Source organism: Siccirubricoccus deserti (assembly GCF_014283215.1).
GTDB lineage: Bacteria > Pseudomonadota > Alphaproteobacteria > Acetobacterales > Acetobacteraceae > Siccirubricoccus > Siccirubricoccus deserti.
In genome coordinates this window covers 50,887-63,060 of record NZ_JACOMF010000020.1, presented here as the reverse complement: position 1 = coordinate 63,060, position 12,174 = coordinate 50,887, and the positions used below count along the sequence as shown (strand labels likewise).

General features: G+C 71.6%; 12 protein-coding genes and 1 pseudogene. 10 read left to right on the top strand and 3 right to left on the bottom strand.

Translation table 11 applies throughout. From position 1 onward, the window contains the following. The first annotated feature begins 127 nt into the window (after positions 1-127). From H7965_RS16585 to H7965_RS16575, 3 genes are all read left to right on the top strand, one after another. Entirely contained in the window at positions 128-1,135 is a 1,008-nt protein-coding gene (locus H7965_RS16585) for a Bug family tripartite tricarboxylate transporter substrate binding protein (RefSeq protein WP_186771706.1), read from the top strand. Between the two features lie 304 nt (positions 1,136-1,439). Then, positions 1,440-2,606 carry a GNAT family N-acetyltransferase gene (locus H7965_RS16580; RefSeq protein WP_186771705.1) on the top strand — a complete coding sequence of 389 codons (1,167 nt, stop codon included), beginning with the start codon at positions 1,440-1,442 and terminating at the stop codon, positions 2,604-2,606. A 146-nt stretch (positions 2,607-2,752) separates the two neighbouring features. Beyond that, entirely contained in the window at positions 2,753-4,033 is a 1,281-nt protein-coding gene (locus H7965_RS16575) for a hydantoinase/carbamoylase family amidase (protein ID WP_186771704.1), read from the top strand. Here H7965_RS16575 and H7965_RS16570 read toward each other — a convergent pair whose 3' ends face one another. The 3 genes from H7965_RS16570 to H7965_RS30970 form a co-directional block, all read right to left on the bottom strand. Next, the gene (locus H7965_RS16570; protein WP_186771703.1) at positions 4,034-4,477 is read right to left on the bottom strand and encodes a PaaI family thioesterase; all 444 of its coding nucleotides are present in this window, start codon (positions 4,475-4,477) and stop codon (positions 4,034-4,036) included. It lies immediately after the preceding gene. Between the two features lie 94 nt (positions 4,478-4,571). Next, on the bottom strand, positions 4,572-5,531 hold the full coding sequence (locus tag H7965_RS16565; protein WP_229682647.1) for a Gfo/Idh/MocA family oxidoreductase: 960 nt from the start codon (positions 5,529-5,531) through the stop codon (positions 4,572-4,574). Between the two features lie 60 nt (positions 5,532-5,591). Next, positions 5,592-5,714, bottom strand: a complete 123-nt coding sequence (locus tag H7965_RS30970; protein ID WP_261394246.1) for a hypothetical protein — start codon at positions 5,712-5,714, stop codon at positions 5,592-5,594. A gap of 666 nt (positions 5,715-6,380) precedes the next feature. Here H7965_RS30970 and H7965_RS16560 point away from each other — a divergent pair. From H7965_RS16560 to H7965_RS16540, 7 genes and pseudogenes are all read left to right on the top strand, one after another. Then, a complete protein-coding gene (locus tag H7965_RS16560; protein WP_186771702.1) occupies positions 6,381-7,223 on the top strand; it encodes a DMT family transporter in 843 nt (280 codons plus the stop codon). Positions 7,224-7,813: 590 nt separating this feature from the next. Continuing rightward, positions 7,814-8,866: pseudogene (locus H7965_RS30965) on the top strand (DNA/RNA helicase domain-containing protein); the annotation flags it as partial. 86 nt (positions 8,867-8,952) lie between these two features. Further along, on the top strand, positions 8,953-9,249 hold the full coding sequence (locus H7965_RS30960) for a DUF2075 domain-containing protein (RefSeq protein ID WP_261394250.1): 297 nt from the start codon (positions 8,953-8,955) through the stop codon (positions 9,247-9,249). A 583-nt stretch (positions 9,250-9,832) separates the two neighbouring features. Continuing rightward, on the top strand, positions 9,833-10,822 hold the full coding sequence (locus H7965_RS16550; RefSeq protein ID WP_315898695.1) for a deoxyribodipyrimidine photo-lyase: 990 nt from the start codon (positions 9,833-9,835) through the stop codon (positions 10,820-10,822). Next, on the top strand, positions 10,720-11,235 hold the full coding sequence (locus H7965_RS31745) for an FAD-binding domain-containing protein (RefSeq protein ID WP_315898696.1): 516 nt from the start codon (positions 10,720-10,722) through the stop codon (positions 11,233-11,235). Before H7965_RS16550 ends, H7965_RS31745 begins: the two co-directional genes overlap by 103 nt. Beyond that, the gene (locus H7965_RS16545) at positions 11,232-11,963 is read left to right on the top strand and encodes a metallophosphoesterase (protein WP_186771701.1); all 732 of its coding nucleotides are present in this window, start codon (positions 11,232-11,234) and stop codon (positions 11,961-11,963) included. Before H7965_RS31745 ends, H7965_RS16545 begins: the two co-directional genes overlap by 4 nt. Beyond that, complete coding sequence (locus tag H7965_RS16540) at positions 11,960-12,172, top strand: hypothetical protein (protein WP_186771700.1); 213 nt, start codon at positions 11,960-11,962, stop codon at positions 12,170-12,172. Before H7965_RS16545 ends, H7965_RS16540 begins: the two co-directional genes overlap by 4 nt. Positions 12,173-12,174: the final 2 nt, after the last annotated feature.

Sequence of the window (12,174 nt, the reverse complement as noted above, 5' to 3'; positions counted from 1 at the left end):
GGGACCTGTCGGCGCGCGCTTGGTCGCGCGCCAGAAGGCCGATGCGGTCGCCATTGGAAAGCGCCTTCCGTGGACGCGTCACGGATGCTTTCCTGGGCGTCAAGAAACACCCGGGAGACTCCGCACCATGCGCCGCCGCGACATCCTGCGTTCCGCATCCGCTGCCTTCGCCATTCCTGCCTTGCCCCGGCTGGCCGTCGCCCAGGGCAGCGCCTGGGTGCCGGACCGCCCGATTACCATGATCACCGGCTACGGCCCCGGTGGCAGCACGGACATCGCCGCACGGATGCTCGCTGACCGCATGGCCACGGCGCTGGGGCCGGAAGCGCGGATCGTGGTCGACAACAAGCCCGGTGCCGCGGGCACCATCGCAACCGAATGGCTGAAGCGCCAGCCGGCCGATGGCTACACCATCATGGTGACCGAAACCGGCGCCGCCGCCGCCGCGCCCGCGACCACCATCGGCGGCACGCGCTACGATCCGGTGGCGGATTTCACCCAGCTCGGCGTGATCAGCACCCCGCCTGGCGTGCTGGTGGTGACGCCGAGCTTCGCCGGCCCCAACCCCCACCAGGTGCTGACCGCCATGCGGGAAGCACCGCCGGAGAAGCTGACCTACGCCTCCTCCGGCTTCGGCGGCGTGCTGCACATGCGGGCCGAGATGCTGGCCCAGGCGTTGGGGACGCGCTTCGTCCATGTGCCCTATCGCAGCGGCGCGCAGATGGTGCAGGCGATCATGACCGGGGAGGCGCAGTTCGGCGTCGCCGCCCTCGCCAGCGCCACCCCGCTGATGCGGGAAGGCAAGGTACGCGGCGTTGCCATGGTTGGCACCCGGCGCTTCCCGACCTTCCCGGATATCCCGACCCTGGGGGAGCTTGGCGTGTCCGGCTTCGAGAACAGCGGCTTCTTCCTGCTGATCGGCCCCGCCAACATCCCGCCACGGCCGGCCGAGGCGCTGAACCGGGCGCTGGTCACGGCTCTGCATGATCCGGTCATCCGAGAGCGGATGATCTTCGCCGGCCACGATCCGGTGCAGGGCGCCAACGGTCTGGCCGAGGCCCGCGCCTTCATGGTGCGGGAACTGGCGGAGATGAAGAAGATCGTCGAGCGCACCGGAATCCGGGTCCAGCCATAGGGCAAGCGCGTCCCGGGCGTCGACGCCCGGGTGGACGAGGGACTCGCCCGAACCAAGGCCGGAGCGTTTCGCTGGATGGCACGGCTGAAGCTGCCCTGGCCCAGGCTTCCCACCCGGGACATTCTCAGCGGGGAGGGTCCGGATCCCTTCCCTGGACCACACGCCCCATGGCGTCCAACGAGGCAGGGCCGGCGGGCGCGGCGAGCTGGTGTTCCCCTCCTGGTCGCGGCTGCAACCTTGGCGCAGGCAAGGGTTCAGCCATTGCCCTTGCCCTTCCGGTGCTGCACCGCACATTCTGGCGTTGATGCCCGACACCGCGCCTGCCCTCACGCTCTCGCTGCATCCGCGCATCGCCGATATTCCGGCGGCCGAATGGGATGCCTGCGCCGGGACCGACAACCCCTTTGTCAGCCATGCCTTCCTGCTGGCGCTGGAGTTGAGCGGCAGCGCCATCGACCGCACTGGCTGGCTGCCGCAGCACGCCGCGCTGCGCGATGCTGCCGGGCAGCTGGTGGCCTGCGCCCCCTGCTATGCGAAAAGCCATAGCCAGGGCGAATATGTCTTCGACTACGGCTGGGCCGATGCCTTCGAGCGGGCCGGCGGCAGCTACTATCCGAAGCTGCAGGTCTGCGCCCCCTTCAGCCCGGTGCCCGGGCCAAGGCTGCTGCTGCGGCCGGGGTCGGGCATCGGCCCGGCGGCGCTCGGCCAGGGGCTGGTGCAGGCCTGCGGCGAGCTTGGCCTTTCCTCAGTCCATGTCACATTCTGCCAGGCGGCGGAGTGGGAGGCGCTGGGCGAGGCTGGCTGGCTGCAGCGCCTTGGCACGCAATTCCACTGGCAGAACCAGGGCTATGCCAGCTTCGACGACTTCCTCGGCGCGCTGAACAGCCGCAAGCGCAAGGCGATCAAGCGGGAGCGGCGCGACGCCGCCGCGGCCGGCTTCGTGCTGAAGACCCTGCGCGGGCAGGAGATTACCGAACGGCACTGGAAGGCCTTCCACCGCTTCTACCGCGCCACCACCGACAGGAAATGGGGCCGCAGCGCCTATCTGACCGCGCGCTTCTGGCCGCTGATGGCGGAGGCGCTCGGGGACCGTGTGGTGCTGATGGTGGCCGAGCAGGATGGCGAGCCGGTGGCCGGCGCGCTGAACCTGCTGGGGCGGGAAGCGCTGTTCGGCCGCAATTGGGGCGCCCTGGTCGATGTGCCCTTTCTGCATTTCGAGCTCTGCTACTACCGCGCCATCGACTTCGCCATTGAGCACAGGCTGCCGCGGGTTGAGGCCGGGGCGCAGGGCGAGCACAAGATTCAGCGCGGCTATCTGCCCTCCGCAACCTATTCCGCGCATTGGATCGAGCATCCCGGGCTGCGCCGCGCGGTCGGCGATTTCCTGGCGCGGGAGCGGCCGGCGATGCGCCACGAAATGGCGGCGTTGGCGACGCTCTCGCCATATCGCAAGGCCGGCGAGGCCGAGTAGTACCGGCGGCATGAATGTTCCATTCATGCCGGGCGCCCGAAGGGGTGCGCAGCCGAGGTTCGCGGGGCGATCCGCCCGGCGATCGAGGGGGGCGGTTGGTTGGTCACGATCAGCCGCTGTTTGTATGGTGCGACAAGGGGGACAGGGTGGACAGCAGCGAACAGGCCGTGCGCGCGGCCGCGGCCGAGGCGTGGGCATTGATGCGGGCGATCGGCGAACTGACCCGCGAGGGCGAGGGGATCACCCGGGCCGCCTTTGGCGCAGGCGAGCAGGTTGCGGCGGAACAGGTCGCGGCCTTCATCCGCGCCAAGGGGCTCGCGCTGGAAACCGACGCCTTCGGCAACATGCATGTCCTGCTGCCGGGGCAGCAGCCGGAACTGCCGGCCATCGCTGCCGGCTCGCACCTCGATTCCGTTCCGCAGGGCGGCAACTTCGACGGGCTCGCCGGGGTGGTCGCGGCGCTGGCGGTGCTGGTTGCGGTGCGGGACTCAGGCGCGCGCCCACGCCGCTCGCTGCGCGCCATCATTCTGCGGGGCGAGGAAAGCCCCTGGTTCGGCACCGCCTACATCGGCAGCCGGCTGATGCTTGGCCGCTCCACCATGGCGGAAATCGGCGGGCTGGTGCGCTTCGACAGCGGCCAGACCCTGGCGCAGCACCTCGCCGGGCTCGGCTTCGCCGATGCCGCGCGGCAGAGCCGGCCGGTGTTCGGACCGCGTGACCTTGCTGCCTTCTTCGAGTTGCATATCGAGCAGGGGCCGCTGCTGGAAGGGCAGGGGATCCCCATTGGCGTCGCCACCGGCCTGCGCGGCAACGTCCGCTTCCCGGAGGCGCGCTGCTTCGGCGAATACGGCCATGCCTCCGCGGTGCCGCGTGCGCATCGCCGGGATGCGGTGGTGGCATTGTCGGAGCTGGTGCTGGCCTTCGACGCATTCTGGGCCGGGCGGGTGGCGCAGGGCGACGATAATTTCGTCTATACCGTGGGCAAGGTGGCGACCGATCCGGCGCAGCATGCCATGACCAAGGTGCCCGGCGAGGTTCGCTTCAGCTTCAATTTCGGGGCGACGGTGGAGGCGACCTTGACCGAGGCGCGGGCGCTGCTGGAACGCTCGGTGCGGGAGATCGAGCAGCGCCGCGGCGTGCGCTTCGAGCTCGGAACCGAGGTCGGCACCCCGCCGGTCGCCGTCGATGAGGCGCTGATGGGGATGATCGAGGCGAGTGCGGCAGCGCATGGCCTGGGCTCCCTGCGCCTGCCGACCGTCGGGCATGACACCGCGATGTTCGCGCTCTCCGGCATTCCAGCTGCCATGGTCATGGTGCGCAACGCCCATGGCAGCCACAACCCGCGGGAGTCGATGGAGGAAGCGGATTTCACCGCCGGAGTCATCACTCTCGCCGGGGCGATGGAGCGGGCGGCGAACGCCGGATGATCAGGCCCGCGGCCCCAGCACTGCGATCACCGCACTGACCCGGGCCACGCGCCTGCCATCGGCCAGCACCGCGCCCTCGGTGAAGCAGAGGTTGCGGCCGAGGCGGGAGACCTCCGCCTCGACCTCAAGCCAGCACCCCTCCTTCGCCGGAGCGACGTAGTCCACGGTCAGCGTCACGGTGGTCAGGTGGTGGCGCGGCAGCCCGTCCCGCTCCCGCATCACCGACGCCGCATGGATCAGGCCGAGGTCGGCCAGGGTGGCGACGAAGCCGCCATGCGCCCCGCCGGCCGAATTGCAATGCGTGTGCTGCAGCCGCAGGCCGACGCTGACCCGCTGGTCTCCCCGCTTCACCCAGAAGGGACCGAGGCCCTTCGCATAGGGCCCGCCATGGGTGGCCGGCACGAAGCCTTCCGGCACCGCCTCCGGATGGATGGCATGCGGCATGTGGTGGTGGTCTCCATTGTCCGATAAGTGTTTGGCCTTCCCCCGCGTGGCCGCGCCGCCACCATGGAGGACGCGGCATGCGGTGCGCCGGGGATCAGCCGCTGGCGAGGATCGCTTCGACGATCTCCTGCACCTCCAGCGCCTCCCGCAGCGTCGCCAGCGGGTGAGACGCGCCGCGGGTCATGGCGGCTACGCCGGCGAGCTGCTGGCGCAGCACCATCGGCCGCATGCGCTCATTCGGCATGGCGTCCGGCGCCTCGGCCCAGCCGCCATCGGCGCCGCGCCGCTCGGCGAAGGACCAGTCGCGCAGTCGGATTGTGTCGTTCAGGGTCCAGGTATTGTGGTCATCCTTCGGCGTGGTGCCGACGCCGCCGCGGAGCGTCACGGGCACGCCGCCGGCGGTCAGCCGGGCCTCGATGGCGGTCTCCGCGCCATCGCCAGGCGGAAACCGGACCATGGCCTCCTGCAAGGCCAGCGGGCCGAGCTGGCGGCGGGTGAGAAACAGAAAATGCGAGACCACCTCGCGGGTGAACCCGCCTTCCGCCCGGCGCGCCAGCCAGCCCGCGGCACCCTGCTGCCAGCCGCGCGGCCAAGTGGCGAAGCCGACCTCTATGGCCAGCGCCTCCGGCACCAGCCCCTGCCGCCAGGCGGCGAGCTGCGCCACGGCGGGGGAGGAGGCCATGGGGAAATTCACTGCGGCACGGGCGCCGGAAGCCTCGGCCCCGGCGACGAAGCCGCGCGCGGCGGCAAGCTCGGTCGCCAGCGGCTTCTCCAGGAACACCGCGCGGCCGGCGGCAAGTGCCGCCTCGGCCAGCGGCACATGCGCCGCCGGCGGGGCGGCGACGTAAAGGCACTCGCAGGCTTCGATCACCGCCGTAGCGGAGGCCAGCATCGGCACCGCGGGCGCGACGGCGGCAAGCCGCTCCTCGGCCTCGGCCGGGTCCCAGACGCCGACCGGGGTGACGAACTCCGCCGCATGGGCGAGCGCCGCCCGCAGCAGCCGCTCGCCCATGATGCCAAAGCCGATGATGCCAAGTCTGACAGGGGCGGGCAAGGGCGACTCCGGGCGTGAGGGGCGCGGAGACTAGCGCCCCGCCCGTTGCCCCGCCACGGTTCACGCCCGCTTCACCTCCCAGATGACGAAGACCGCCGAGATCGGCTCGGCGATGCCGTGGCGATAGGCGAAGGAATGGAAATACTGCCGGATCGGCAGATAGGGCGCTTCCTCGAACACCACGCGCCGGATGCCGGCGGCGATCGCCTGCTCCGAAGGCCAGGCGCGGCGAACCCGCTTTCCCGCAGCGCGTCCAGCATCGGCCCGAAGCGCCGATTCAGCCGGATGGTGAAGCTGCGGTCGTCCGGCGCGGGCATCTCCGCGGTGCGCGCCAGCAGCATCCGACCGGGGGCGTCGCGCTGCGTCCAGCGGCGGATAAAGGCGATGCAATCGCGGCCACGCATTGGCTCGCCATCGTGGAACACCAGGCCATCAAGCAGGCGAAAGTACAGGTGAGACCATCGGCCTCATGGGTCTCGACCATCTGCGGCTGCGGGCGAAGCTGGCTGTCGAGGCCGAAGAGCTGGGCGCAGACCATCAGCGCGTGGTGGCGGGTGACGCAGGCGGTGGTGAAGACCGGGTCTCGGACGGTCGGATCGGCCTGGGGGATGTATCTCAGCACCCGTGCCGTGGCGGGCTAGGCCAGCGAGCGGTGCGCCAATCGGGCCAAGGTCGCGGCAGCGGCGGCGGTCAGGAAAGCGGCAGAGGGCGACCGGGCGCAAGCGCCGGCCCTGCCGATCGGCGGGACGCTTCGCGCAACCAGTGGTTCCACCGGCAGGCCATCAGGCCGTATGCAGCGGTGGGAGGATCAGCCGCCTGTCGCTCGCCTATCTGCAACTGGCCACGTCGATGGCGCTGGTCGGCGCCAATGTCGGGGTCGCCAAGCTGCTGGCCGAGGCGCTGCCGATCCCGCTCATCGCCTGCCTGCGCTGCATCCTGGCCTGCCTGGTGCTGTGGCCGCTGGCCCGCGCTTTGGAGGGCCGGGTTCGGCCGGGGCGGGCGGCGCTGCGAAACCTGGCGCTGCAGGCGGTGTTCGGCACCGCGATCTACAATGCCGGGCTGCTGGCGGGGCTGCGGCTGACCACGGCGCTGGAGGGCGGACTGGTGCTGGCCACCCTGCCGGCGGTGGTGGCACTCGGCAGCGCCGTCTGGCTGCGGGAACGGCTGGCGCCGCGGCAATGGCTGGCGACGGCGCTGGCGGCGGGCGGCATGGCGGCAATCACCCTCGCCCGGCTGGATGGCGGTGCTGGCGGAAGCCCGCTCGGCAATGCGCTGGTGTTCTGCGGCGTGCTGGGCGAGGCAGCCTATGTGCTGCTGGCGAAGCGCTTGGCCGGCCAGATGCCGGTGATCACCGCCAGCTTCTGGATGCAGGCCTTCAGCGCCCTGGTGCTGCTGCCCTGCGCGCTGCCCGGCCTCGGCGCCGCGGTGGCGCTGGCCGAGCCGAGGTTGGCCGGATTGCTGGTGTTCCACAGCCTGACCGCCAGCGTAATATGCTTGCTGCTCTGGTATGCCGGGCTGCGGCGGGTGCCGGCGGGGGTGGCCGGGTTGTTCACCGCCTTCCTGCCGGCCAGCGCGGCGACGACGGCGGTGGTGCTGCTGGGGGAGGCGGTTTCGGTGGTGCATGTGTTGGGCTTCGGCCTGATGGGGGGAAGCCTGCTGCTGGCAACCTGGCCGGCGCGCGCGTCGCGGTGAGGGCATGGTTCGCCTGCACCGGGGCGGAGCTGCTGGCGCGCGACCCGGCCGATACCGTCGGCCGCCTCGCTTCGGCGCAGCAGGCGCGCGGCTTCTCCGGCACGGCGGACCAGGACCTCGCCTGGCATGCGCAGCTGGCGTCGCTGCGCCAGGCCGTGGCCGAGGCCGGTGGCGCGGCCTGGACCATCGCGCTGGAGTTCGATCTGCTGCGGTTGGAGAAGCGCATCGACGCGGTGGTGCTGACCGACCGCGCCATCTTCTGCCTGGAATACAAGACGGCTGCACCGACCCGCGCAGCGCTGGCCGAGGCGGAGGATTACGCGCTCGACCTGCGGGACTTCCATGCCGGCAGCCGTGCCCATGCCATCGTGCCGGTGCTGGTCGCCGGCCATGGCGATTGGGCGCCGCCCACCCAGCCCTGGCTGCTGCCGACCCACCCGACCGAGCCGCTGGTCTGCGGTGCCGAAGCGCTGGGCAGGCTGATTGCCTGGGTGCAGGCGACGCTGCCGAGGCCGGCGGTGCCGCTGGACGGCGCCGCCTGGCTCGAAGCTCCGTACCGGCCGGTGCCGACGATCGTCGAGGCGGCGACGATGCTCTACGCCCGCAATGGCGTGGAGGAGATCGCCCAGGCACGCGCCGATGCCGGCAATCTCACCCGCACTGCCCGCGCCATCGCCCGACAGATCGAGCGGGCGCGCACCGAGGCGGCGAAGATCGTGGTGTTTGTCACCGGCATTCCCGGGGCCGGCAAGACGCTCTGCGGGCTGAATGCGGTGTTCGGCCCGGCACGGCAGGATGGCGCCGCCTTCCTCACCGGCAATGCGCCGCTGGTCGAGGTGCTGCGCGTGGCGCTGGCCCGCGATGCTGTTGCCCGCGGCGAATGCAGCCGGGACGAGGCCCGGCGGCGCACCCAGGTCGCATTGCAGAACGTGCACCGCTTCCTCGAGGATTGCGCTACCGATCCGGCGCGGCTGCCGCCCGAGCGGCTGATCGTCTTCGACGAGGCGCAACGCGCCTGGGATGAGGCGAAATCGCTGACCGGCACGCAGAACAAGCGCTCCAGGCTCACCATGAGCGAGCCGGCGCATACGCTGGAGATCATGGGCCGCCGTCCGGGCTGGTCGGTGGTGGTGGCACTGATCGGCAATGGCCAGGAGATCAACACCGGCGAGGCGGGGCTGCGGGAATGGGGCCGCGTCATTGGCGCCAATGCCGCGTGGCGGGCTGCGGCGGCGTCGCGGGTGCTGTGGGCGTCAGATCCGGTGCAGCGGCTGGCGAATGGCCATCCGCCATGGCTGATGATCGATGACGATCTCGACCTCACCGTGCCGTTGCGCAGCGTCCGCGAAACCGCCGGCGCCGCCTGGGTTAGTGCGGTGCTGGAGGGTGATGCCGCGGAGGCCCGGCGGATCGCCGAGGCGGCCGAGGCGCTGCCGTATTTCCTGACCCGCGACCTCGGCGCGCTGCGCGCGGGGCTGCGTCACCTGGCCCGCGGCCAACGCCGTGCCGGGCTGGTGCGCGCGGCCGGAGCAAGGCGCCTGCGCGCCGAGGGACTCGGCGCCGAGGTGGTGGCGAAGGATGTGCCCGACTGGTTCCTGCTGCGCTGGCCCGACATCCGCGCCTCCGATGCGCTGGAAGCGGCGGCGACGGAATACGCCTGCCAGGGACTCGAACTGGATGTGGTGGGCCTCGCCTGGGGCGCGATTTCATCCGCGGCGATGGCCGCTGGATGGCACGCAATTTCTCCGGCAATGGATGGCAGCAGGCGCACAAGGACCACGCCTTCATCCGCAACACCTACCGCGTCCTGCTCACTCGCGCCCGCTATGAGACCATCATCTGGATCCCACCCGGCTCACCCGCCGGCGATCCATTCCATGACAGGACGCGCCCGGCCGCGGAGATGGATGCCATCGCCGCTCATCTTCTCGCCTGCGGTGCCCGCCCCCTTGAACTCCCTGCAGCCGAGACCGGGGGGCCACCCCCCGATCTCCTCACCGCCCTTGGGAATACAGTACCTGCATAATGATGTGGGTCACGCCGGAGGTGGCGAGGATGTCCGGCTGTACGACCGCCGCGGGCGCCGCGACATTCAGCCCGCCGGCGCCGATGGTGGAACTCTGCTGCCCTGGCGCCAGGGGTGATGGCTATGGTGCCGCCGCGGGAGGCGATGCGCACCACGCTATCGGCCACCGTCATGATCTGCCGGTCGCCGATCAACAGCGCCGATGTCAGCGCCACGCCGGAACTCACATGGTCGCCGATCAGCGGGCGCAGCCGCTGGAAGCCCGGGCTGGCGCCGCCGGTACCGGCGCCACGGAACGGGTCGGTACGCCGGCGCGGCCGACCCAGGAGGTGGTCGAAACGGCCATGGGTGGCCTGTGTGTCGCTCACGTTGCATCACTGCGCGCGGCCTGGCCGGACGGCAACAAGGCCAAGGCTTGCACCCGCCGCAAGCGCGTCACGCCGGTTCAAGTGGTGCATGGTGACGCCACAGCGACGCATCGGTTCGCATGCGTTGCACCGCGCCGGCTCGTGCAATCGACGAAGCGCCCTAGATCCAGTGCATGCAGGACCCCGCGCTTCTCTGGTTCCGCCAGGACCTTCGCTTGGCCGACAACCCCGCCCTCGATTCCATCGCCGACCGTCCGGTGCTGCCGGTCTATGTGCTGGATGAAACCGCCGCGGGCGCCTGGACACCGGGCGGCGCGGCGCGCTGGTGGCTGCACCATTCCCTGGCGGCGCTCGGCGCCGATCTCGCCGCGCGCGGCGCGCCGCTGCTGCTGGCGCGGGGCAGTGCGGAGATCATCATCCCTGCCCTGGCGCAGGCGGTGGGCGCGGCGGAGGTGCTGGCCGGCAGGCTTCATGAACCCTGGGCGCGGGAGCGCGACCAGCGGGTGGCGGAGGCGCTGGCGGCGGACGGCCGCCGGCTGCGCCTCGCCACCAGCGCGGTGCTGCACGAGCCGGCACGGGTGAAGAGCGGCAGCGGCCAGCCCTATGCGGTCTACACGCCCTTTGCCAGGGCGGTCGCCGCGCTGGGTGAGCCGGACCCGCCGCTGCCTGCGCCGGCGCGGCTGCATCCAATGCCATCGCCCCCACCCGGCGAAGTGCTGGCGGATTGGGCGCTGCTGCCGCGCGACCCGGATTGGGCCGCTGCCTTTCCCGCCGCCTGGATGCCGGGCGAGGCCGGCGGCGCGGCGCGGCTGGCCCGCTTCGTCGCCGGTCCGGTGGCGCAATATGCGGCGCGGCGCAACCTGCCCGGGCTGGCCGGCACCTCCGGTCTGTCGCCGCATCTGCACTGGGGCGAGGTCTCGCCACGCCAACTCTGGCACGCGGTGCGCGCGGCGCTGCCGGCTGAGCCCGCCGACGCCTCGCCCTTCCTGTCGGAGTTGCTGTGGCGGGAGTTCTCCTATCATCTGCTGTGGCACCGGCCGACGATGCCGGAGCAGCCGTTGCGCCCGCGCTTCACCGGCTTTCCCTGCAGAGGGATGCAGCGCTGCTGCGCGCCTGGCAGCGCGGCCAGACCGGCTTCCCGATCGTCGATGCCGGCATGCGGCAGCTCTGGCAGCTCGGCTGGATGCACAACCGGGTGCGGATGATCGCCGCCTCGCTGCTGGTGAAGCACCTGCTGCAACCCTGGCAGGCCGGCGCCGCCTGGTTCTGGGATACGCTGGTGGATGCCGACCTCGCCGCCAACAGCGCCTCCTGGCAATGGGTGGCGGGCAGCGGCAGCGACGCGGCGCCGTATTTCCGGGTGTTCAACCCGGTGCTGCAAGGCGAGAAATTCGACCCCTCCGGCACTTACGTCCGCCGCTTCGTGCCCGAGCTGGCGCGGCTGCCGGACCGCTGGCTGCACCGGCCATGGGAGGCGCCCGCCGCGGTTTTGCATGGTGCCGGCGTCGCACTCGGGCGAAGCTACCCGCTGCCGGTGGTGGATCATGCCGCGGGCCGCGCCCGGGCGCTGGCCGCCTTCGCCGCCATCGGCGACCGGGCGGCAGGGGAGGATGGATGACGGATCCGGCCTTGGCCGACCTCAGGTCACGTGGCTTCCAGGGCCTGCGTGTGGTGGCCGATGTGCATGGCGAGGCGACCGCCTTCACCCATGCCGTGGCGGGGGCCGAGGCGCTCGGGCTGTTCCTGCTGCAGCTCGGCGACCTGACCGACCACGGGCCGGACAGCCCCGGCGTGCTGCGGCTGATGTTCGGCCTGTTGGATGCCAGGCGGGGCCGCTTCCTGCTCGGCAACCACGACCACAAGCTGCGCCGCGCGCTGCTCGGCCAGAAGGTGCGGGTTCCGGGCGAAGGGCTCGGCCGCACCCTGGCGCAGCTGCGGGCGGCGCCGGATGGCGCGTCGCTGGCGGCACGGGCGGTGGAAGAGATTTCCGCGGCGCCGGCCTGGCTCCGGCTGGGCCGCTGGCTGTTCGTGCACGCCGGCTGGCACCCCGCGATGCTGCAGCAGCCATCCCCGCCCGAGGCCGGCGCTGGCAAGCCCGACCCGATCCTGTCTCGCGCGCTGTTCGGTCAGGTGACCGGGCGGATGCAGCCGGATGGCTTCCCGGAACGGCTGCACGACTGGGTGGACCGCATCCCCGCTGGCCATACCCTGTACTGCGGCCACGACCGCCGCTCCACCGACGGCCGGCCCTATGTGCAGGAGGGGGCGCTGGGCGGGCAGGCGGTGTTCCTTGACACCGGCGCTGGCAAGGGCGGGCATCTGAGTTGGGTGGATCTGCCGTGGTGACCATCCGCCCGGTGGCGGAGACGCCACATGCCGCCACTGTCGCCCGCTGGTTGCATGCCGCCTGGTGGGCGGCGGAGGGACACAGCCTAGTGGCGACGGAAGCGGCGGTGCGCGCCGCCACCGGCCCGGCGCCGCCACTAACCTTGGTGGCGGAACGGGAGGGCGTGCCGCTCGGCACCGCCTCGCTGACCTCGGCACCGCCTCGCTGACC